Source organism: Legionella sp. (genome assembly GCF_965140895.1).
Classification (GTDB): Bacteria; Pseudomonadota; Gammaproteobacteria; order Legionellales; family Legionellaceae; genus Legionella.
In genome coordinates this window covers 1-23415 of the sequence record NZ_CBCSKT010000044.1, presented here as the reverse complement: position 1 = coordinate 23415, position 23415 = coordinate 1, and the positions used below count along the sequence as shown (strand labels likewise).

Here is a 23415-nt window from a genome sequence, read left to right as displayed (position 1 = left end):
ATACACAATCAAACTCCTGAGATCCAGGGGATACGCTGTTATTGGGGGCACAAATAACAGGAACGGAGCAAATCCCCAATTCTTTTTCTGCTTCTTTACGTGCATTACCTGCAACATTACCACCACGGCGAGCAACTTTTTTGTTATCAACCAAGCCATCCGGTTTTTCTACACCAGAAATTTCAGTAGTCATTTTTTCACCAAGCATAGTAAAGATAAGTTCTAAGTCCGTCATGTGGTCACGTAAATTGACTTTTGATTTTTATGGCAAATTTTTGTGCTGTTTATATTCGCTAGGTGTCATACCAAATGTAGCTTTTGAAATTTCCGCTGTTAAAATAGCATAGTCTCTTTGGCTAGTAATACCACGCTCTTGCGATTCGTCTGTTAGATTTTGACGAATCGCAATGCCTCTTAGACGCTTGTCTATCCAGTCTTTGGGATAGCCTTTTTGTTCATAGAGCTGTTTCATGCGTTCCTGTGCAAGCTCAGGATCTTCAATTTCTTGAATTCGTTCATATCCAACCTGAGCTAACCAAAGTTTAAATGGCTCTGCTTTGGGTGACGGGATTGATTGAATAATACGAAAGAGTCCCTCTGTATTGGCACAATTAAGTCTTTGCTTTCCGCCAATGGTTTCTACTGAAAGGGGGGTGGCAATTTGCCCCCACCCTTTGCTCAATTCTTGATCTCTACGTCTCATATCCTTGAGATAGCGTGAAGGATCTACTGAATCAGTAAGCGCAGCAATCACTGATCTTCCCTCGAATAGCCGGACACCTTGTTTACGAGATATAATCTCATCAACAAGGTGTAATCATGGTAAGACAAGTAGCCAGAGAGCTTGGTGTAGCAGAAAATAACCGATATAACTGGCGCAAACAATACCTTCTCAAACAAGAGAAAGTATTCCCAAATCAACCTCAATTAAATGAAAAAAATTTAGAATTAAAGCGATTGAAAGCTCCCATATACAAGAAGATAAACGTTTAGCACAAACACTTCGGGATGAATTGTTGCAATCGCGTCAAACCTACGGTGTGCCTCGATTACAACAGGCATTGCGTCAGTTGGGTAAATATCATGGGAAAGCGAGGATCAAACGCTTAATGCAGCAGGAAGGACTCAAACCTAAAACGGCAAGGCGTTTTAAAGTGACAACAGAGAGTCGCCACTCAAAGCCTGTAGCCGAAAATATCGTGGGAAGACAATTTAATCCTGTTGCTGTTAACACCGCTTGGACATCTGATATAACCTACATTCATACTGATGAGGGCTGCTGTATCTAGGGAACTCGGTTGCTTACAAGCCTTATTGACGTGTTTTACAATCGTCAGCGCATCCATTCAGCTTTAGGGTTTCAGACCCCGAATGACTTTGAGTTGGTTGCATAATGTTGGTGTCCGGTTTTTCGAGGAAAGATCACCCCAAGACTTTGCCTAATGTCCATACATTCAGGACCCCGCCCATGGTTTACAAATATTGCACACCCTGTTAAAATTTAAGCGCATTCCAAACACATTCCTAAAGTGACTCCATGGAGTAATAGATGACCATCTCTAAGCATGAAATCCAGCCTCAAGATAAAAGTGCGAATGAAGCGATTAACCAAGCAAATGGCATGATAGGCGATTTCATTACAGAAGCTCTAAACTCTCCTAACGAGAATGAACAGATCAAGGGAACTTTAGCCAGTTACGGCCTGGATCGTTTAACAATGAAAAAACAATATGAGCAAGCCAGATCAGTATCCCTAAACGCAGCTCAATTTACTTTAGATGGAATATTAAACAGACTTATCGATCATGAAAAGTATACGGAGATGCTCTCACATCGGGATTGCGACTCTGTTGAGCCATCCTTAGGAACATACCTTCGGAGATTGCAGCAGATTGACCACAGAATTAAACAACTTAAAGATTTTTTTGAAGCTGAATATTTCAAGATTGATCCTGAATTAAAAGTAATGCCTGATTACCTTCGTGAAAAAATTCGTTCATTCCAAACCCAAGCCCCCTGCGTAGAGAAATGCCAGGAACAATTACTTTATGCAACTGTACTGTTTTCAAATCCAGAACATCTGTCTTTTTTGGTTTACATTCCACTAAAAGAAATTGCAAATGCGCACAATAATTCCTACCTGGATCTTCTTCTAGGAAGAGAAGCGTTAAGAAGAGCACAAGACAGTGCGTCTTATGTAGAGCTGGCAACCGATCTGCTTATGTGCAAAAATGTATCTTATACTCAACAAACTAATAGGTTAGAACATGAGCATGATGTTGGGCTAAATAAAAAACGACTCGAAAAAGACATAAAGTCCTTTATAACGGAACAGGGTGAGTTTCACGTCAAAAGCCAATTAATTAAAGCAGCAATTGAACAAAAATTAATTGGATCTGACTCTTTAAGCCCCTGGACCTTAGGATGGACTGGTAGTCGCTCCAGCATAACATTCGCTGGAAAAACCTTTAATGTTCCACGGGGAATTTTTGAATTATATCAATTAGTACAATCACCTAAAGAAAATATGATCCAAATCAAAGAACTTATATCTGAAAAGCAAAACCCTATTCATTCGATGTATTCGTTCTTTCATTTTGTAACTGGTACTAGCCGTTCCGAAGAAACCCAAGAAACCTACGCAGAATTAAACTCCATTCTCTCTCGAGAATACTAACCAGCGGTGCATTGATACAACCATAGACCTAATCAAGGCTTTCATTTTGATAAATGCATCATAGGGTTTTGCGAGTAGTTTTTTAAACAAGGTTATATCCAAGATTAAGCATCAAAGCCACTGGCTTGTTTAACAAGCTCTGCATCATTAAAAATACATAAAATATCAAAAGAAAGCTTATTTTAAATTTTAAAACTAAGTTGCATGTCTTTATGAGGGATGCCTGCATCCAGGTATTCATCACTACAAACAACAAAGCCTAATTTTTCATAAAATGGAATTGCATAGGATTGAGCCCCAAGCTTTGCTTTTTTAACTTGCTGATTCTTTTGAAGCGTTTCAATTATAAAGTTCATTAGTACATGCCCCAGCCCTTGACCTTGATAGGCATCTAAAATAGCTACGCGCTCAATTTTAGCAAAATCATCGATATAGCGAACCCGAGCAGTGCCGGCAGGTTGTTGATTGAGAAACAAAAGATAATGCTCGCTCGTTGCATCTAGTCCATCAACCTCTTCGTGCAGAGGTACATTTTGTCCTTTGACAAAAACCTGATGCCGGATGGCATGACAAACTTGCATCTCTGCCGCCGCAGAAATTTTCTTTACCAAAACATTCATCTGTGACTTCATTCTCTACATCTCCTGGAGTGTGGATCCCCATTATATACTGCTGACAGCGACAGATCACAGGAGTCAAAATTGCAGTCAGTAAATGTTATTTTACTAAAAATGACCCCAGAAAATTTACATTGTTTGAATTGGCAATTTTGAAATTCAATATGCTCCAGCGGAACCTCTTCTAAACTGAGATTAGTGAATGTTTTATCCGTGTAAAGTTTAAGATCAAAAACAAACATGATGCGCATATTCCTTTCAGTTAATAAGACTTAATTGTCTCATAAGTAGAACAATTTAATTACTAGCCCCCCGTGATTAGGCTTGCGGCGGCATCAAAGCTAAGTGCTCCTATTTAAACGTGGGTTCCGCTGGCTGCGCATATTGGGTGTTAATGTCTATGCCATAGATCTTTTTCCCAAATGCTCTTAATGATTCCCAGGAGCTAGGGAATTTATAAGAATCAAAATAGTGGAGGAAACGATACGATAGGGAACCGTAACTGACCACCTCTCCGTTGACATCCGTGTTGACGTCAAAATGAAGTTGCAATGGCGTTTTAAACTCCTCTACGCGCTCTAAAAAATCTGGCAATGACTCCGCATTTTTAACATAGTCTACAATCGATTTTTTCAGCATATCCCATTTGTCATGGTCTTCTATGCTCCGTGCATGCAGTAATCCAGTTTTAGCAATATTTGGATCAATATCTGGAGCATGTACTTCTTGCGAATCGTGGTGCTTTAAAGCTAATTGCTCAATTTTTTTTACATCTGGCAAACCGGAATAAACTAAAGGCTTTTCTCCAGATAAAACCCGTTCCAGATTTCTAAATTGGTGAAATTGCTTGTGTAGCTTTATTTGTCCGCCCCTACTTCTGTACTCAATATGTTGTAAAAATTCATTTTCATCCCGGTAGGCCTTAATCAAATAAGCATCAGAATCGTGACCAATAATTTCATCGGCTATTTGTCTAAGATATTCAGCCGCAGTAAGTTCACGACTTATTTTAATTTTTTTCGTCTCATAAGCGCCATTCATTCCATCTTCTTTAGTAGAGGTAAAGCTAGCTTTTACATTAAAATCAACGCCATTTGCGATTAGCGCTTGAATCACTTGCAGACGCTTATCGAGCAAAGGAAAAAAATCATCCCGGTCATGCGTCAAATTATCTACATAAAAATGCAATAAGGACATATTGGAAGCAAATGTCTCTCTTCGTTTCTCATATGAGCGATGGCCAAAAGGATCAGAGGGAGCACTGTAATCAATGGTTTTATCGAATTCTAAACCTTTATTTTTGAGTTCCAGCAGCAGTTCTAAAATATCTAGGCCAACTAATCTATTTTCATACACATCGAATAATTGAAACAGTAAATAATAGGGTTTTGAGATGGCCCGATGATTTAAAGTGGCTGCATCAGCCTTCTCTAAAAAGGAAATAAACAACGAGTAGTAGCCCATACTCATAGCGGTCATCAAGGGATTCTTACCACTTTTAGGATTGATCACCTCTAATGTTGCGCCATAATTAAGTAGCAATTCCACCAAGATAGATGCAAGTTTATCTTGCTCATTAGAGAGGAAAAAAACCTGTGCAGTAAGCGCTTGCATTATCAGTGGTAGTTTTCCCTCATTCGATTTTTGGGTACTTGCTCCTTGTTGCAGTAAATATTGAAATATTTCCATGGCATTTTCCTGCCCCAAAAACACAGCATGAATCGCTGAGCTAAGAATACTCATCCGATTGATATCGCCTGCTGCTTGCGTGCTACCCGCAGCCTTTATCACTTCTTGAACTAAATCGATACGGCCAGCTTGAATCGCTCTATGGATAGGTAACACGTTCATTTGCAGCTGGTCAGGAATCAAATCTGCGATTATAAACGCTTGAACTAAACGCGAATGTTCAGCTAATTTGTTCCAGGTGAATAGAGGACTATCTTCAGCGGTCATTAACCATTCAAATGTTGCTTTTTCCTCAACGTTACAATAAGAAGAGAAATACTTACTTGCCAAAATGTCTATTGGAGAGCCAAGGTCTGGTTTGGGATTAAAGAAAGGATTTGCGCCTTCATCTATTAATAATTTGAATACATCAAGCGAGTCAATGGCTGCTTGCAGAGGACTAACGGCAAAAGAAGATATAGAGTCATAAGCCAAATTCAGTGTTTTATGTTCTGTAAACACTTTTTTAGCCTTGCCTTTGATTTCGTTTAGCTTCTTCGTTTTATTCTGGCTTTTATTATATTCATTAATAACGGAGAATAAGTTTTCTATACTTTTAGATTGTCCCATTAGGTTCTCCATATTAACCTATATATATATTTTATCACTATTTTTCATGATGCTCAAATAATGACCAATGACGAATCTATAAATAAACCATCATTTTTAATGCTTCTTAAGTAACTTTGTGAAAAAATTATTAATCCCTGTGGCTGGACCACTGGAATCTATTCAATCAAATAAAAGGTATAAAAATATGTCTATTGATAAGATAGTTTGTGTAGGGAAAAATTACCTTGAACATGCCAAAGAACTGGGTGAAGCCATGCCCGAAAAACCCGTTTTATTCTTAAAACCAGCCAGTGTTTTGCAACAAGCCTCACACTGGGGTGAGCAGTTAGTGCTTGATTTTCCTGATGAAGACAATGCGGTGCAGCCAGAATGTGAATTAGTACTGCGTATCGCTCATGATGGATATCGTATGAATACTGAAGAAGCTAAAAACGCGATTTCCGATCTTAGTCTTGGCCTGGATATGACTTTAAGAGCGCGCCAAACTGTATTAAAAAAACACGGTCACCCGTGGACTACCGCAAAAGTATTTAAAAATGCCGCGATCCTTGGTCCCTGGATTCCCTATCAACAATTTACTGATTATATGGAAACGGCTTTTCAATTGAGCATTAATGGCTCGCTGCGGCAATGTGCTAAAGCTAGCGAAATGATGATGAGCCCTGAAGATTTATTAGTTTATATTAGCCAATTTTTCCCCTTAAAAGCAGGCGATGTTATTTATACAGGAACTCCAGCAGGAGTAACGTCAATCGCGAAAGGCAGCTTGGCTGAACTACGTTGGCGTGATTATGCTTACAGCATAAAATGGGAGTAAGCTAAAATATGTGGTACCAACAAGATGGAAACCTGATTACGGTTAATGTGTACGTCCAACCCGGTGCCAAGCAGAGCGACATTGCAGGCTTCCATGGAGAAGCATTGAAAATTCGCTTGCAGGCCCCACCAGTAGACGGCCGAGCTAATGAAGCGCTAATAAAATTTATTGCGCAACTCTTTGAAGTCCCAGCCCGGCAGGTACTTTTAAAACGTGGTGAAAAATCACGCCATAAAACACTGCTCATCACCGGAAGCAAACGTGCACCCAGCAGTATATCTATCAATAAGTAGATTTGAAGAGAATGCACAGGTTCGCAGCCTAATCATAAATAGTTTTAATATCGATGCTCCTGACGATTTTATTATAATCAGCAAGTTAACAGACCGTTTACACTCATTCGGTAGGCCAAAGACCATAACACCATAAAAAAATGTAACCGGTTGCAAGCAACCAGGCTTTAAATAATTCCGTCAAATAAGGGTGCTTCATAGCCACCACGTACCCCATGTTTGGATAAAACAATTTGCCATAATTGCATGCTACGTGCACGAAAAGCCCCGGCGCAAGATAACAAATAATAGCGCCACATACGGTAAAAACGTTCGTCATATTGAGACTGTAAGGCAGGCCAATGCTGTTCAAAATTCTCATGCCAAGCCATTAAGGTATTATCATAATAGGCGCCAAAATTAGCCCAATTTTCCATCATAAACAGGCCTTCTACCGCGTTGCTAATTTGGCGCATGGAAGGTAGCATACCATTAGGAAAAATATATTTATTGATCCACGGCTCACAAAAAGAAGTAGTTATATTATTACCAATAGTATGCAATAAAAATAAACCGTCATCTTGCAAACAATCAGCGACCTTTTGCATGTAGGCGCGGTAATTCAAATAGCCCACATGCTCAAACATCCCTAAGGAAACAATGCGGTCAAATCGCTCGTGTATGTCTCGATAATCCTGAAAACGAATTTCAACAGGGAGGCCTGCACAATTATTTTGCGCATACTCCCGTTGTTCTTTAGAAATGGTGATACCTACAACAGAAACACCATAATTTTCTGCTGCATATTTAGCAAAAGAACCGAAGCCACAGCCTATATCCAAAACTCGCATCCCAGGTTTAAGCTTTAATTTCTGGCAACTTAACTCCAATTTATTGCACTGTGCCATATCCAAATCCGTGGCATTAAGCCAATAGCCGCAGGTATAATTCATGCGCTGATCGAGCATGGCGAGGAACAAATCATTCCCTAAATCATAGTGCCTTTGGCCAACAATGAGTGCCCGTTTTTTCGATTGATGATTGAACAATCGCAATAATAATAGCTTAGGCCATAACCATTGATTCAATTTCACTTTATTTTCAATATCAGCGACAAGGATGCGATCAAAAAACTGATCCAATTGAGAACAATCCCACCATCCATCCATGTAAGACTCACCAAGCCCTAAGGTGCCCTCATTGAGGATGCGGATATAAAATTCTTCATTATGAATTTGCGGATCCCAAGGCTCCTTGCCATTAGGTTTAACACCAGCCAATAACAACAAATCATCGATAACGTTCTGAGCAGATTTAGAGTTCATAAGTAGCCTCTTGCTACTATAGGTGCTTAAAGATTATGGCTCATAATTTTGCAATTATGCAAATTTAACCAAGGATAAGCGATGAGCAGCTCACCGCTCTCATTGATTGGCGCAAGATGAGAAAGCAGGCCTTAAATTGGCCCTGCTTCTTAAAGGCATTCCACCCTGGCAACAACTAAAAATAGAAAATTTTGCTTCGGGATTAACCTTATCGTCTCTTTTAGCCTTGGTTAATTTCTCTATTTCGCGGAAAAAAGAGCATAATTATTGTAAATCCTCAGCGTCAACGGTATTGTTTGATTGATTCATTGCAAGTGATAAAGGGATCCGATTATGACCGAGGTTTTAGCGGCAGCAGCTGGTGCGGAAAAAAATAATGCCTTTGGAGCACACTTATGAAAGCTTATCCCTCTAGTCCGCTGTCTTCGTTAACCTTATGGTTAGTCAGGCATGGCGAAAGCAGTATTAATGCAGGAACATGGAGTACCAATCCTGCGGATGCCCAGCTGACTATTTTAGGCCAAAAACAAGCGCAAACAGCTGCAACAAACATTACTGAAACACCGGATTTAATTATTTGCTCCCCCTTTATCCGAGCAAGAGAAAGTGCAGACTTCATCAGCAAAAATTGGCCCAAGGTTCCACTGAACATCTGGCCCATTCAAGAATTAATCTATCTTTCACCGGCCAAAATGTTTCCCCTAAGTCCTGTAGAACGAAAAGCACGAATAGCGGATTACTGGCAAAATGCGGATCCTGATTACTGTGATGGCGACGATGCGGAATCATTTGCCAACTTTTTAAAACGAGTACGCCAGTTTCATACGCAAGTAATACAACAACAAGGCTTTGTGATTGTGATAGGACATGGGCTGTTTTTCCAAGCCTTTCAACTAGGATTGACTCATGGATTTGAGCCAACTGCGGATTGGATACGCCTATTTCGTCAATACGAAACCAACCAACCAATAAAAAATAGTGAATGGTTAAAAATAAGGCGTAGTAGCGTTGGGAGCTTGGAGGTTGTGTCGTCTTAAATCTGAGCATCTTCACGTGCCCTATTAATTTAAAAATAATGCCGCCATTGCGAACAGAGTGAAGCAAACTCTGTACTGAGCTTAAACGGGGTCTCTCTCCCTGGGTTGCTTCACCGCGCTCACAATTGACGAAATTTACAGATACCGCAAAATCTTACCGTCTACACGCTCAGAGAATTATCTAACGTATGCTGCATCACGTCAGTAAAGTGTTTTAACGCCGTTTCACTTTCCTGTTTAAAGAAAATAAATTTACTGTTTTGCGGTACATGATTAACCCTCGTTTCCGTTGCCTTCAAGGTATTAACCAATTGCGTCTTCAAAATTTTAGTGTCCGGTTCTTCACTGGATTTGGCCGTATCAATAAGTCCATTCACCTGCTGTTCTAGTTGTTCGGCCTCTAGTACCAATAATATGGCGTCAAACATTAAAGGACGTAAAAATGTATGACTTAATAATTCAGTTATGGGTTTCAGGACGCTCGATAATGAAAATTTCGCAAAGCCGGTTGTATGTTCTATTTGATAAATAGCCAAGCATTGCTTTAAGGCAAGCAAGTGCTGGACTAAGGAGAGCTTATCAACCAAACCATTTACCTCGGTTGCACTCAATCGTTTAAAATCATTCGCGCCAATTTGAGCATCTTGTTGTGGATTTAATGAAGCGGCTGAAGTAGCGATGATTTGCTCGGCATGCTGAATTAATAAATTTTTCCGTTGCTCAACCGTTGAGGCAGGTGTTATGGCAGAAGTTAAATTATCCACCGCATTTGCCGCACTGACTGCCAATTCATTGACATAGTTCGGGGTAAAATGCCCCACAACCGTCTGCGTTAACGAGCTTAACATGCCCATAGCAAAACGTGCTACACCAATCACCGTGCGTACTCCAGTAATGCCCAGCGCCTTTTTCTTACTGATTGGAGGAATATGTTCATGCAAAGTCAGCCAGTATTCAGCAAAATCAGGATAATTATTTTTTAAACTGTTGGGTTCACTGAAATCATTAGGTAACAGCATCTCTTCATTTAATAATTCGATGAGCGTTTTATAGGCAGTGATTTCCCTTAGCGTGGCAACCTTCCCCTCTAATAGCTCATCTATTTTTGTAAACAGTGTGTTGATGTCTTCGTACTCAGCATCAAACTGTCCCACTATTTTTCCCGTGGCCTGTTCAAGTTGTTTCAGTAATTTGTCTACGACGGGTTCTGTGGCAAGCCACTGCTCTACTTGGGCTAATAAACCAAGACCTTGCAATAATACCATTTCAGGCCAGATTGCCTGGACTGTGGCAATGTTCTCAGGAGCCAGACAATACTCATCAAGACGTTGTTTTAATGCCTTTGCAGCATATTGAACGCCAGGTTGTTCTTTACGAGTCTGAGCGAGAACTAAAGTGCTACCTTGATCAATCGATTGATAGCGCAGTAAATGATGATAATAAGTTAGCGCAAATAATAAGGAGTCAGGAGAACTAATACTGGGTAAATGCACCATTTTCCCAAGCACTTCATTATAAAAAGGGACTCCCAATTTTTCTGCCGCGGCATTGATCTTGGCGGCATAGTGTAATCCCCAAAGAACATTAGCCTCAATCTGCGACCCTTCGGCGATCATAGCCCGTGCAGCAAGCCAAGGTTCTGTCCGTGAATCGCTAACTTTGGACGCTAATCCATCAAGATCTGCATCCCATGCTAACCACCATTCTGTCAGATTCATTTTGCCTTCCTCTCTTTAGGAAATCACCACTAAGCTCTTAGTCTAACGACAGCCCCTAATGAATATAAGGACTCATTGCCGCAAAATAAATAAGTATATACCAAGGTACTAAAAAACAAGTGACCCAAAATAAATCAATACGTCATCCCCAACAGAAATAGTAGATGACGTGCTTTTAAGTCATCTACTTATTAATAACGACCCGAAGCGCTTGCAACTGCAAAGCAGTACTGTCGATATAATGTTCACTGTCATTAAGCTGCTGTTTGAAAAAGTCAATTTCATCCTGACGAATTGCCGGATTAATTGCCTGTAGCGCTTCCAGTCGCTCCACTTCATAGCGAACACTTTTGCGCATCTCTACTTTCGCCTGCTCAATAATGTCTGCTAATTGCCCTTCCGCCACCAGCTTCGTCTTGACCAAAATGCTTTCCACCACTTCGTGTATCTGGGTAATGATTGGATAACCTAAATGGCGTTTAACCGATTGGCACATTTGATTCAATTGGGTGTAATCCAATACTTTAGACAAGTTTTTACCGGAAACATCCATAAAAATTCTAATGGGCGTTAAGGGTAAAAAACGATCTAATTGCAAATGTTTCGGCGAAGCACAGTTGACCGTATAGAACGACTCTAAAAATACTGTTCCTGGTGCAATACTTTTAACCGAAATAGTCGCTAAAGTCGCATTCCCCATTTCAGAATCCAGAATCATCTCCATGCTTTCACTGACCATAGGATGTTCCCAACTTAAAAATTCCATATCTTCACGTTGCAAAGCCTTAGGTCGGGCATAAGTAACCGTTACCCCTTCTTCCTTTAAACCAGGGAAATGGCTAATTTTCATATGATCCGTTGGATGCAAAATTTCAGTGCATTCAGAATGATATTCATGATCAATACCGTACTCATGAAACACTTGTGCCATGTAGTTTTCCAAATCCAGGCAATTCTCTTCAGCTTCGATGTCAGCAATCAGCGCCTGAGCCAAGGGAACATTACAGGAGTTCAGCTCCAATAAACGATCCCGCCCTTCGTGCAAGGCTTGATTTATTTGTTCAGTCCGCACTCGCGTATCCGCAATAAGCTGGTCAAGCAAAGCATCATCAGTAGCATTCATGGCCTGATCTAAAATAAGCAGTAAACGTTCTGCAAACTCTTCATAAATAGAAAAGCCAACCGAACAACTCTTGGCAAACAAATTAATCCCCTCATGATACCAACGGAATAGTTTTTCCTGGGCGGTACTCATTAGGTATGGGACATGGATTTCAATATCATGCTGCTGACCTATACGATCCAAACGACCAATGCGCTGTTCTAATAGATCGGGACTTATTGGCAAATCAAATAAAACCAGATGATGGGCGAATTGAAAGTTTCGTCCTTCGCTGCCAATTTCCGAGCAAATCATTACCTGTGCACCCTCTTCTTCCTCACCAAAGTAAGCAGCAGCCCGATCGCGTTCAATAATAGATAAGCCTTCATGGAAGGCGGTGCTGCGAATGCCTACGCTTAATTTAAAGTGCTGCTCCAAAGCAATCGCTGTTTTCGCTTTAGCACAAATTACCAATACCTTTTTCGGGAACAGTTCATTGATTTTATTAGCAAGCCAGCTAACGCGAGGATCTCGTCCTAACCAAAGCTCTCGATTCAAGGAGTTTTCTGGCGATAAATTAGTAAGCCCAGATTGTCCGGCAAGGGAAGAATAAAGTTCTGGCCGTTCCAAAGGATAAGCATGCACATGGCGCTGCGGAAAACCGTGGATTGCCGCACGAGTGTTGCGGAATAGTACACGTCCGGTACCGTGGCGATCCAATAGATTATTAATTGCCTCCTGGATGTCTTCACCTTTGGTTGCTCCCAAATAAGCATCCAACTGCTGCATTAATTCCGGCTTTAATTTACTTAAGGGGGTACTGGCATCATAGGCTAATAAGTCCTGCACCAAGTGATTAATTTGTTGATATCCCCCTTCTTCTTTCTTAAATACCGCAAGCTCATAAAATCGAGACGGATCAAGCAAACGCAGGCGAGCAAAATGGCTGGCAATCCCTGCTTGCTCAGGAGTTGCGGTTAATAAGAGTAGCCCCTTGCTTTGAGCGGATAAGGCTTCAACACATTCATATTCAGGACTTACATCTGTTTCCGACCAATGCAAATGATGCGCTTCATCAATAACCAACAAATCCCAACCGCTCGCAATCGCTTGCTCGCGAGCCTCATCATGCTCCATTAGAAAATCCAGGCTGCACAAAACCAAGGTTTCGGTTTCAAAAGGATTTGCAGTATTTGGTTTTACTTCTTCTTCGTCCAACTCATCATCATAGTCGTAATCATCCTCACCGTAAGGATCCAGCGACTCGTTATAACGACCTGCATCAATGATCGAAAAATGCAAATTAAAACGACGAATCATTTCCACAAGCCACTGGTGAATTAATGATTGCGGTACCACAATCATTACTCGATTAGCACGTCCAGTAACCAATTGATAATGTAAGATCATGCCGGCTTCAATGGTTTTACCCAGCCCCACTTCATCGGCAAGTAAAACGCGCGGTGCATGTCGTTGTGCCACTTCACTGGCAATATAAACCTGATGCGGCAAATGGCTAGTACGCGAACCCAATAAGCCACGAACTTTAGATTGCTGTAATCTACTGGCATGATTTAGGGTATCTATTCTTAAACGAAAGGAACTTTGCTTATCCAACAAACCACTAAAGAGTCTTTGTTGCGGTGTATTCAAGTCAATAAAGCAATTTAACAAAACCTCGCTAATGTAGATCTCGTCCCCGGATTCATCGATGCCGCTATAGAAAAACAGCCCCTGACGTTCCTCAATGCGAGTCAGTCGTATTTTTTGTTGCTTATTAGTGACTACTTCTTCGCCTTCTTTAAAAATAATACGACTCAATGGGGCATTATCCGTTGAATAAATGCGCTCCTCACCCGCCGCCGGAAAGCTAATGCTCACTTGTCTGCTAGTTAAATCTGTAATAATTCCCAAGCCCAATTGTGATTCGGTATTACTTATCCATCGTTGACCAATGCTAAATGCCATAAAAAATACTACCCTTTCTTAAAAAACAGCGAGAATAAACACAACATATCAGTATATCTTTTTTTAAGACATCTGTCCCAAAATTAGGGCATAAAATAATTAAAAAACACAAACAAAAGGTTCGTTAATCCATAAATTTGATATTTTTTTGACAATAAAGCGAAGAAAATCATTGTAAAAACAAAGTAATATCCTGATAATAGCCGCCCTTATCGTTTCAGCAAACACTAAAAATGTTTTACTTTTAAACTTAGTGCCTATATTGCTTATAACAAATTGAATTTAAATGAAAAATTATTTACTTGTTTTATCGTATTTTTTGGTTAAAAATAAGAATTACAGGGAAATTCTTAGTCAAAGGAACTGAATATGGCTACCAGAGAAGATGAAGTAATCAAAAAACATGGCGTAGGGCAAGAAGCACTCATCTATGTTGAAACAGCAAATGCTCCGCCAAGGGTCGTCACTACCCATGCCGTAAAGCAGGAAGTACTTATTACAGCAGATGACCTTCCAGAACTTATCGAAATTGAATCATTGATCAAAAGAATACAGGCCAATGAGAAAGATAATCCAGAAGGAATATTCATCACGGAAGATATTTTTAAAAAAATAAGAGAAAGCCTCGTCGTCATTATCAAAAGCATGGAAAAAAACCCCAGCATGATCTCGCGTGCAGCAGATTTCTGGGGCGAGCTGCCCCTATGGCAAAAAATTATGGGTGGACTCACGGTGACTGTCCCCACGTTAATTTTAGGATTGATTGCTAATGTTGGCTTTTTACTCGCACTCTGCGGCATAACCACGCTTGCATATGCCGGCGGTGGTATTGTACTTGAGGATCACCATAATCATACCATAAACATCACCGACAGTTTAACTAAAGGGGTTCTAGGACTTACGAACCTTTTAGAAATGACAATTACTGCATTGGATAAAATCCGCCAAAAATTAGCCGAAGAAGTTGAAAAATTTGGTAAGGAAAATACTACCCTCCAAAAAAGCAACGAAAAACTAACTGAAGAAATAGAATCACTTGGCCAGCAAATTCAAGCCGCTACAACATTAACGGAGTCCCTCAGGGAAACCAAAGAAAGCTTAGAAACAGCAGCTACCGCCCTGAAAGGGCAAATGGAAGAAAAAACTAGATTATTGAACAACAATCAAGAAAAATTGGAACAAATCACCCAAAATTATCAGGCTGCCCAAGAAAGTCTGGAAACCAAAATAGCCGAATTTGCGTTTATGGAAAGCAAATTCGAACTAGAGCTTGAAAAAATGAGAAAGACGGTGCTCACTTTGCAAGACACTGTAAGTCAGCTGGTTGATACGGTTATTGTTGGAGAAAAACAACAAGAAGAATTTAAAGCTCGTATGGACTCGTTTTTTGAAGTTGAGGGAAAGAAATTTAATTCCATTGCTGAACGTATCGGTACAACAGAACAAAAGCTTGCCGTATCCGAAGTCAAATTACAGCAAAACAATGAGGAATATCAATCACAAATCAAAGAATTAGGTCAGCAAATAGAACGGCTTACTCGACTTGCAGACCTCCGCCAGCAACAAATAGAAAACGGTGACACCTTATCAACAGAAGTATTAATTAACAGCCTGCAGAAAAGAGGATTTTTTGCAGTGAAGAAACCGCCGCAGGATGCTGCCACCAATGTTTTCGAGTCACAAGCAAATACCCCCCTTGTAATTTATTAACCTCTAATTCGGTAGCCTGGTTGCTTGCAACCGGGACTTCCTTAAACGGCCAGCACATCAGATTGTAGAGGGCATGAATTAGTACCATCAAAGCGACAAGTAACACCATAATTAACAAAAAACAAGCAGGTTCCATAATGCCTACCCCCAAATAAAGAGGAAGAGAATGCCAAACAACGCTCAAAAGACCCAACCCTGCCAACCCGCCGTAACTTATTAATCGATAGAGTGCTTTAATGGCTAACCTGACTACTACAGCTAATGGCGCTTACTTAAGGTGCTCGCTACCGCGTGACGTAGGCACGGTGGAACTACTGATCAGAAAATTTTCGTATTCCGGCAGGTAACTGATGCTGGCAAAAAAAATAGACCCGAATACTATCGCGATAATCCTTATTCGCCCTAGTATTGCCTGAAGCCCTAAAATTCGTCCACGATTTAAAGTATCAGCTCTCTTTTTAGTCTATGCTAAATAGGATAAGAGGAGAAATCATGAACATGGCTAAAAAAGTCGCAATTCTAGGGAGCTACCGTACCCCCTTTGTTAAATCGCAAACGCTTTATACCGGTAAATCGAACCAAGACTTATTAGGTGCTGCGGTTGCAAGCCTTATCAAGAAGAGCAAAATTGAGGGAGAGTGCTTGGGCGATGTAATTGCCGGTGCCGTTATCAATCACCCTTTTGACTGGAACCTGTCTCGTGAAGTAGTTTTGGGGAGCAACCTATCCCCAGAAACCCCAGGCCTCACCCTCCAGCGCGCCTGCGGCACAGGACTTGAAGCCATCAATCTGGTAGCGCTCAAAATTGCCAGCGGACAAATGAGCAGTGGCATTGGTGGTGGTACTGATACCAATTCGGATATCCCATTAATTGGCCAACGCCGGCTAACGCATTTTTTAATCAAATTTCAACAAGCAAAAGACTGGAAAGAAAAACTACGAATCAGTAAGAAATTTCGCCTCAGCATGCTAAAACCATTGTTGCCCGCAGTACGTGAACCACGTACCGGTTTATCAATGGGTGAACATTGCGAACTCATGGTAAAAGAATGGAAAATTAGCCGCGAAGCCCAAGATGAACTCGCCTTCAGATCACATAAAAATGCCGCCAAGGCATATGATGAAGGATTCTACGATGATTTAATTACCCCTATAGATGCCTTAACACGAGATACCCTTACTCGCAAAGAGACCACCCTGGAAAAGTTAGCTAAATTAAAGCCTGCCTTTGATAAATCAGTTAATGGTAGTTTAACCGCCGGTAATTCGACTCCGTTAACAGATGGAGCCTCTGCCGTCTTATTAAGCTCTCCCGAATGGGCCAAAGCACATCAGTTGGAAGTATTAGCTTATTTTGTCGATTGCGAAGTGGCTGCCGTAGATTATGTCCATGGTGCAGGACTGTTAATGGCACCGACAATCGCCGTAAGCCGTCTCTTGGAACGCAATAACTTAACCCTACAAGACTTTGATTTTTATGAAATACATGAAGCCTTTGCTGGCCAAGTATTATGTACTCTAAAAGCCTGGGAATCAGCTGAATATTGCCAAAAGGTACTACACCGTGATAAGCCTTTAGGAAGAATTGACCTACAAAAAATGAATGTTAAAGGTGGAAGCCTGGCATTGGGACATCCTTTTGCCGCAACCGGTGGGCGTATTGTCGGTGCTGGTGCAAAAATACTGGCTGAAGCGGGTAAAGGACGGATTCTGGTAAGTATTTGTACTGCCGGGGGAATGGGAGTCGTTGCTATATTGGAGCGCTAGCAGCTTCCTTTTCGTGAACAATTGCGAAAGTTGGTATTACTTGGCTTATAGACAACCAAATTAGCCGGCAAGAAAAGCAACCAGCCCCCTAATAATTTTCAGGCCCAAATTCCCTAAGAACTCTTGCTTAATTTCGCAGTTTAGTTAATGATAAAAAAAGACAAATGGACCTTCTTGCCAACCCCAAATTAGGGTCAGTCGATAAACAATAATAATAATAAAGATTGGATTTATGGACATTCATTCATTGATATCGACCCAGCGTGATCGTTATAAAAAATTCCCCCCTCGTCAGCAAAAGATAGTACAAATCACCGCTGCTCTTTTGTTCATCTTACTGCCGATCTTGTTTTATACCCTGGCGTTGCATAACCACAGCCAGCATCCTAAGCATGCGCTGATGCTCATTCGCGAAGGCGACACTATCAAAATTCCTGAACATTCACCACTACGGTCGCGATTAACTGTACAAACCGTCCACGTCTCTAATGCACCGCACATTATTAAGCTTGTGGGAATAGTTGAGGCAGAGCAAACACGTAATATAAGCATATTTCCTCCATTAACAGGGCAGCTGGTTAGTTTAAATACTCAACTTGGGGAGGAGGTAAAAAAAGGGCAAGTTTTAGCAGTGATGCAATCTCCTGCCATGGCGCAGGCCTATGCCGATAAAATTAAAGCTAAAAGTGCATTAAAACAAGCAACTGAAGCCTGGAGTCGAGCACAAAAAGTCAACCGTGCCGGTGCAAATGCCATTAAGGATGTAGAGCAAATAAAAAATACCTACTTGCAAGCACAAGCCGAGATGCAGCGTACACAAGCAACCTTGGAAGCCCTAGGCCAAAATAAGAAAAACTTATTGCAAATAATGGCCCCCATAGACGGTAAGATCACCACCTTAAATTACGGCAGCGGCGCCTATATTACCGATCAGAGCACGCCTATTTTTAATCTTTCAAATATTCATGCAGTATGGGTTACCGCCTGTGTTCCAGAGCAGTCCATCCACTGGGTCAAAAAAGGTCAAAAAGTAAAAATACATGTAGCGGCCTATCCGCAGCAACATTGGGATGGCAACATTAGCTTCACCAATAATTTCCTGGATCCAGACACTCGTTGCAATAAATCACGTATTGCCCTGACTAACCCCGATGAGCGTTTACAACCTAATATGTTTGCAACGGTGAATACCGAGATACCTCAGGATAAACAACCTATAGTCCCGCTATCCGCCCTGCTCATGTATAATGACACGACCTCCGTTTTTATTGAAACCGCCCCCTGGACCTTCACCCAACGTACCATAATACTCGGCCCTGAAGATAAAGAGCATGTGCGTGTTCGCTCAGGACTAAAACCAGGCGATCGCATTGTGAGTGCTGGAGGGATACTTATTAATGATTGATAAGCTGATCGCGCTGTGCTTTCATCGGCGTCGCATTGCTTGGGGTGCGGCCATTTTGATTGGTATTTATGGCTATATTTCCAGCACCCAGATGACCATTGAAGCCTATCCCGAACTCGATGACGTCCGCGTTGTCATTGCCACTCAATTACCCGGATTAGCCGCGGAGGAAATCGAACAGCAGGTGACCATCCCACTCGAGCGCGAGCTGGTTAGTGTACCCTATTTATCTGAGTTACGCTCCAGCAGTACCTTTGCTCTGTCATTAATCACCATGATCTTCAAGGATGAAGCAAATGAGTATTTTGCTCGTGCCCGAGTCTTAGAAGCATTGAGCTCTTTGAGCCTTCCCGCCGGCATTCAACCAACGATGGATCCGCTCACAGGCTCTGGCAGTGAAATCTACCGCTATACATTAGAATCCAATACCAAAAATCTGATGGAGTTATCCGAAATACAACGCTGGATTGTCATACCTGCGCTCAAGCAGGTTTCAGGAATTGCCGAAATTAATAACTTTGGTGGTTTGACCAAAGAATACCAACTCACCTTAGACCCCATAAAATTACGGCGGTTTAATTTAGCCTTAGCCGATGTAACCAATGCCATTAACAATAATTCTGCCTTTGCTGGAGGCGGCCGCGTTTCTCGCGGAGAGCAAAGCTATATCATTCGGGGTATGGGACAAATTCGTACTCTGGATGAGCTCGGTGCCGTTGTGGTTAGGCAATATCAGGGAACCCCCATATTCATTCGTGATTTGGGACAAGTCGAATTTGGTCATAAAGAACGTGAGGGAATCCTCGGAAAAAATCACAATCCAGATACTATTGAAGGGATTGTTCTTATGCGCAAAGGACTCAATCCAGGAAAAGTTTTGGAGGGCTTGCATGAAAAAATTGACTCCTTACAAGAACGACTAAGGCCAATGGGAGTATCCATTGCTCCTTATATTGATCGAGATGATTTAGTCCATTTAACAATTCACAAAATAACGCATACGGTTATTGAGGGTATTGCCATCGTCTGCATTGTGCTGATGCTTTTTCTCGGGAGTTTTCGTTGTGCCATCGTCGTTACGGTTGCCATTCCCGCCGCACTGGTATCCGTATTCATTTTCATGAATTTAACGCAAATGCCCACCAACCTCTTCTCTTTAGGCGCAATTGACTTTGGAGTTATCGTTGATGGTGCGATTGTAGTAATGGAAACTATTTTACGCCGTCGCGAAGCACTTCCCAATGCCCCACTATCCGTAGATGACACCTTAGCTGCAACCAAGCAAGTAGCACGCCCTATTTTCTTTGCCACGCTTATTATTATTTCCGCCTATTTGCCGCTATTTGCCTTTGAACATGCCGAAGGCAAACTCTTTAGACCGATGGCATATACAGTAAGCTTTGCGCTTTTAGGTGCATTAGTCTGTTCTTTTGTACTAATTCCTGGATTAGCCTACACCGCCTTACGTAAACCGAAAAAAATACACCCTAATCATGCGCTCATCTGGTTAACCGCACGCTATCGCGACCTCTTGCGTGATTTAATTAAACGCCCGAGCATTGCCTATGCCTTGGGTATCATTACTTTAGCCTTGATCATTGTGCTTGGCGCCACGACTGGCCGTGAGTTTTTACCCGAACTCGATGAAGGAGCACTGTGGTTGCAAGCAGATTTACCACCTGGACTATCCTTGGAAAAAGGCAGTGAAATGGCCAGCACGCTGCGGGAAACCATCCTAAAGAACCCTGAAATTTCTTTTGTGGTGACCCAGCTGGGTAGAAATGATAACGGTACCGATCCATGGACACCCTCGCACATTGAAGCCCCGGTAGGTTTAAAACCTTATAGCGAATGGCCTGGAAAGGAATCAAAACAACAGCTTATCTCTAGACTTGCGGAAGAGTTCTCGCAAATGCCAGGCTTTACGATTGGGATTAGTCAACCCATTGTCGACAATGTCAATGATCTGGTCGGTGGCGCACATAGCCCGCTTGCCTTAAGGGTTTATGGCGCCGACCTACATGAAGCCCGCCGCATTGGCAAGGAAATCGTGAAGGTGTTAAAAACCATTAAAGGAACGGCGTCGGCCTCCATATTTCAAGAACCACCCATCCCACAAATTACAATTAAAGCCGATCGCGAAAAGATTGCTCGTTATGGAATCAATGTTGCAGAGATAACTAACTTAATTCAAACTGGATTAGGTGGTGCCCCCATTACTATAATTTATGTAGAAAACCGTAACTATAATGCAACAGCGCGTTTTCCCAAGGCCGAAAAAAACAGCACCCAAGTTCTGGGTAATTTATTTATAAACAGTGCCAATGGAGCAAAAATCCCCTTGTCTGAACTGGCTACCTTGGAATATCGTACCGGTGAAAGTAATATCGCTCATGAGCAAGGCGAACGTCAAGTCACGGTCCGCATGGATAATCGTGGGCGCGATCTGACCTCCTACCTTAATGAAGCCAAACAGAAAATTGCCGAAAAGGTACAGTTTGATAAGAAGCAATTCCGCTTAGAATGGGCCGGACAATTTCAAAGTCAGGAACGCGCGGAAAAGCGTTTGGTCTACATTCTTGGACTCATGCTCGTGCTGATGGGTTTGCTTTTATTTTTCGAATTCCAAAAGTTACATTTAGTATTTCTCATTCTTGGGGTGGTTCCCATGGCAACCTTAGGTGGCCTGGTTACCCTACATTTAACAGGGGAAACCATTAATGTTGCAACCGCGGTAGGCTTTATCGCCTTATTTGGCGTTTCCATCCAGAATGCCATTATTATGGTTGCCAATATCCGCCGTGTACGCAAATTAAATCCATCGCTTAATCGCGCAGTTATTGACGGGGCAGCTGAACGTCTACGTCCAGTACTCATGACCGCAACCGTCGCCTCCTTTGGTATGCTGCCTGCAGCCTTGGCTACAGGAGTGGGAACCGATGTGCAGCGCGGCCTGGCAACGGTCATTGTTGGCGGTTTAGCGGTATCGACCCTGTTAACCCTATTTATTTTACCTACGTATTATTACGCCTTAGCTCGTTTTCTTGAACACAGACGCCCTAAAGTACGTCGTTGGGGAAGAAAATCATGATGCATAATCTAGTACGTACAGCATTGCTGCTACTTTTACTTAATAGTTGCGCCGTAGGACCCAACTATAAACGGCCAGAGGCCCCACTGCCTCAAACTTATACCAAGTCGGCTCCAATTGCTAAAACTACCGTGAGTAAAACACCGTTTGGTGCAACACAATCTTTTGTCGCGAATCAAACGTTACCCGCACAATGGTGGCGATTATTTAACTCTCAGCCCTTGAATGAGTTAGTCGCAGCAAGCCTGCACTACAATCCTACACTTAGTGCCGCCCAAGAAGCACTAAGTTCGGCGTTAGAAAATGCCTACTCAGGGCGCGGAACACTGTTGCCAGCAGTCGGTGTATCGTTTAACCCAACCACGCAAAAAACTGCCGATCTTCTCACCAGCGTGCTGGCCAGCAACCAATATCAATATTCGCTCTACACCGGGCAAGTATTTGTGTCCTATACCATTGACGTCTTTGGCGGCACCCGGCGACAACTGGAATCATCAATGGCGCAAGCCGAATTTCAACGCTTCCAATTAGAAGCCACTTATTTAACCTTAACGGCCAATGTAGTAAGTGCGGCAATCCAAGAAGCCGCGTTACGGGAGCAAATTACTGCGACCGAAAAAATCATTACTGAACAAAAAAAGATCTTAGCGATTACGCAACAACAATTAAAATTAGGCGACACGGCTCTTGCCAATGTAACCGTGCAGCAAGCAGCCCTGGCCTCATCAATAGCCAGCCTACCTCCTTTGCAAAAACAACTGGCGATTCAACGAGATTTATTAAATTCACTAACCGGGCGTTTTCCTGATGATCCACACACTCCCAAAGTCTATTTGAGCTCGTTACACTTACCCACGCAACTGCCCATATCAATTCCCTCAACCCTCATTGAACATCGTCCAGATATTCGTGCCGCCGAAGAACAAATGCATGCCGCAAATGCACTGATTGGGGTAGCCATTGCCAATCGCCTGCCCAATTTTAAAATTGATGCCACCAACTTAGGAACGGCTGCAACTACTTTAGGCACCTTACTGCGGCCGGACACGCGCTTTTGGGCTCTCGCAGGTATTATTACACAACCAATTTTCAATGGCGGAGTTCTGCGTCATAAACAGCGAGCAGCAGAGGCAACTTATAGACAAGCGGCCGCACTGTACCGCTCAACGGTGATCAATGCTTACCAAAATGTGGCGGATACCTTAAAAGCCTTACACGCAGATGCTATTGCCTTAGATGCAGCCAATAAAGCAGAACACGCCACACGTACTGCCCTTCGGATTTATCAACGCCAATTAGCACTAGGAGATACCAGCCAAGCAGCCTTACTCCTTAGTCAACAGAATTATCAGCTGGCAAAATTAAATTTAATTCAGGCGCAGGCAAATCGTCTTTCGGATACGGTCGCATTGTTTCAAGCCTTGGGTGGAGGATGGCAGCAAAAACCGGTAGTGGAAAAATGAAGTACCCCCACCACCGACATCATTATTTACACCTGAAGCGTAAGTAAGGCATCCTGCTCATTCCCATCCTGAATAGAAAATACCGTCTTTCTTGCGGCTTTAATTAATCTACGATCACGCGCTTCCAATTCCTTTTTCGCAAAAA

General features: G+C 42.1%; 19 protein-coding genes. 11 read left to right on the top strand and 8 right to left on the bottom strand.

The features are described 5' to 3' along the window. A partial coding sequence (locus tag ACQY7T_RS05990) for a hypothetical protein (RefSeq protein WP_428412016.1) occupies positions 1-235 on the bottom strand: 235 nt, incomplete at its 3' end. Positions 236-262: 27 nt separating this feature from the next. Next, the gene (locus tag ACQY7T_RS05985; RefSeq protein ID WP_428412018.1) at positions 263-796 is read right to left on the bottom strand and encodes a BRO-N domain-containing protein; all 534 of its coding nucleotides are present in this window, start codon (positions 794-796) and stop codon (positions 263-265) included. Between the two features lie 23 nt (positions 797-819). Here ACQY7T_RS05985 and ACQY7T_RS05980 point away from each other — a divergent pair, with 23 nt between their 5' ends. The 3 genes from ACQY7T_RS05980 to ACQY7T_RS05970 all read left to right on the top strand — a co-directional run bounded on the left by ACQY7T_RS05980 (position 820) and on the right by ACQY7T_RS05970 (position 2677). Next, positions 820-993, top strand: a complete 174-nt coding sequence (locus tag ACQY7T_RS05980; protein ID WP_428412014.1) for a transposase — start codon at positions 820-822, stop codon at positions 991-993. 23 nt (positions 994-1016) lie between these two features. Further along, complete coding sequence (locus tag ACQY7T_RS05975) at positions 1017-1289, top strand: IS3 family transposase (protein ID WP_428412012.1); 273 nt, start codon at positions 1017-1019, stop codon at positions 1287-1289. Between the two features lie 260 nt (positions 1290-1549). Then, positions 1550-2677 carry a hypothetical protein gene (locus tag ACQY7T_RS05970; RefSeq protein WP_428412010.1) on the top strand — a complete coding sequence of 376 codons (1128 nt, stop codon included), beginning with the start codon at positions 1550-1552 and terminating at the stop codon, positions 2675-2677. Positions 2678-2859: 182 nt separating this feature from the next. On the opposite strand, the gene ACQY7T_RS05965 is transcribed toward ACQY7T_RS05970, so the two are convergent. The 3 genes from ACQY7T_RS05965 to ACQY7T_RS05955 form a co-directional block, all read right to left on the bottom strand. After that, a complete protein-coding gene (locus tag ACQY7T_RS05965) occupies positions 2860-3309 on the bottom strand; it encodes a GNAT family N-acetyltransferase (protein ID WP_428412008.1) in 450 nt (149 codons plus the stop codon). After that, positions 3306-3536 carry a pentapeptide repeat-containing protein gene (locus ACQY7T_RS05960; RefSeq protein WP_428412006.1) on the bottom strand — a complete coding sequence of 77 codons (231 nt, stop codon included), beginning with the start codon at positions 3534-3536 and terminating at the stop codon, positions 3306-3308. The genes ACQY7T_RS05965 and ACQY7T_RS05960 overlap by 4 nt, the downstream gene beginning before the upstream one ends. Before the next feature lie 109 nt (positions 3537-3645). Continuing rightward, positions 3646-5592 carry a hypothetical protein gene (locus tag ACQY7T_RS05955; protein WP_428412004.1) on the bottom strand — a complete coding sequence of 649 codons (1947 nt, stop codon included), beginning with the start codon at positions 5590-5592 and terminating at the stop codon, positions 3646-3648. A gap of 187 nt (positions 5593-5779) precedes the next feature. On the opposite strand from ACQY7T_RS05955, the gene ACQY7T_RS05950 reads away from it, so the two are divergent. Both ACQY7T_RS05950 and ACQY7T_RS05945 read left to right on the top strand, forming a co-directional pair. After that, positions 5780-6412 (top strand): fumarylacetoacetate hydrolase family protein, encoded by a 633-nt coding sequence (locus ACQY7T_RS05950; RefSeq protein WP_428412002.1) that lies wholly within the window; start codon positions 5780-5782, stop codon positions 6410-6412. A gap of 8 nt (positions 6413-6420) precedes the next feature. Continuing rightward, positions 6421-6705, top strand: a complete 285-nt coding sequence (locus tag ACQY7T_RS05945) for a DUF167 domain-containing protein (protein WP_428412000.1) — start codon at positions 6421-6423, stop codon at positions 6703-6705. A 167-nt stretch (positions 6706-6872) separates the two neighbouring features. Here ACQY7T_RS05945 and cfa read toward each other — a convergent pair whose 3' ends face one another. Continuing rightward, entirely contained in the window at positions 6873-8009 is a 1137-nt protein-coding gene (gene cfa, locus ACQY7T_RS05940) for a cyclopropane fatty acyl phospholipid synthase (RefSeq protein ID WP_428411998.1), read from the bottom strand. 395 nt (positions 8010-8404) lie between these two features. On the opposite strand from cfa, the gene ACQY7T_RS05935 reads away from it, so the two are divergent. Beyond that, positions 8405-9046: a histidine phosphatase family protein gene (locus tag ACQY7T_RS05935; RefSeq protein WP_428411996.1), complete on the top strand. Its 642-nt coding sequence runs from the start codon at positions 8405-8407 to the stop codon at positions 9044-9046. Positions 9047-9207: 161 nt separating this feature from the next. On the opposite strand, the gene ACQY7T_RS05930 is transcribed toward ACQY7T_RS05935, so the two are convergent. Together ACQY7T_RS05930 and rapA are read right to left on the bottom strand one after the other, a co-directional pair. Further along, a complete protein-coding gene (locus tag ACQY7T_RS05930; RefSeq protein WP_428411993.1) occupies positions 9208-10764 on the bottom strand; it encodes a hypothetical protein in 1557 nt (518 codons plus the stop codon). Positions 10765-10948: 184 nt separating this feature from the next. Beyond that, on the bottom strand, positions 10949-13834 hold the full coding sequence (gene rapA / locus ACQY7T_RS05925; protein WP_428411991.1) for an RNA polymerase-associated protein RapA: 2886 nt from the start codon (positions 13832-13834) through the stop codon (positions 10949-10951). A gap of 369 nt (positions 13835-14203) precedes the next feature. Here rapA and ACQY7T_RS05920 point away from each other — a divergent pair, with 369 nt between their 5' ends. From ACQY7T_RS05920 to ACQY7T_RS05900, 5 genes are all read left to right on the top strand, one after another. Beyond that, positions 14204-15544: a LegC2/C7 family Dot/Icm T4SS effector gene (locus tag ACQY7T_RS05920; RefSeq protein ID WP_428411989.1), complete on the top strand. Its 1341-nt coding sequence runs from the start codon at positions 14204-14206 to the stop codon at positions 15542-15544. Between the two features lie 498 nt (positions 15545-16042). Further along, positions 16043-17311 (top strand): acetyl-CoA C-acetyltransferase, encoded by a 1269-nt coding sequence (locus ACQY7T_RS05915; RefSeq protein ID WP_428411987.1) that lies wholly within the window; start codon positions 16043-16045, stop codon positions 17309-17311. Between the two features lie 232 nt (positions 17312-17543). Further along, positions 17544-18716, top strand: a complete 1173-nt coding sequence (locus tag ACQY7T_RS05910; protein WP_428411985.1) for an efflux RND transporter periplasmic adaptor subunit — start codon at positions 17544-17546, stop codon at positions 18714-18716. Further along, positions 18709-21807: an efflux RND transporter permease subunit gene (locus ACQY7T_RS05905; protein WP_428411983.1), complete on the top strand. Its 3099-nt coding sequence runs from the start codon at positions 18709-18711 to the stop codon at positions 21805-21807. The genes ACQY7T_RS05910 and ACQY7T_RS05905 overlap by 8 nt, the downstream gene beginning before the upstream one ends. Beyond that, on the top strand, positions 21804-23270 hold the full coding sequence (locus ACQY7T_RS05900) for an efflux transporter outer membrane subunit (RefSeq protein WP_428411981.1): 1467 nt from the start codon (positions 21804-21806) through the stop codon (positions 23268-23270). The genes ACQY7T_RS05905 and ACQY7T_RS05900 overlap by 4 nt, the downstream gene beginning before the upstream one ends. The last annotated feature ends 145 nt before the right edge of the window (positions 23271-23415 follow it).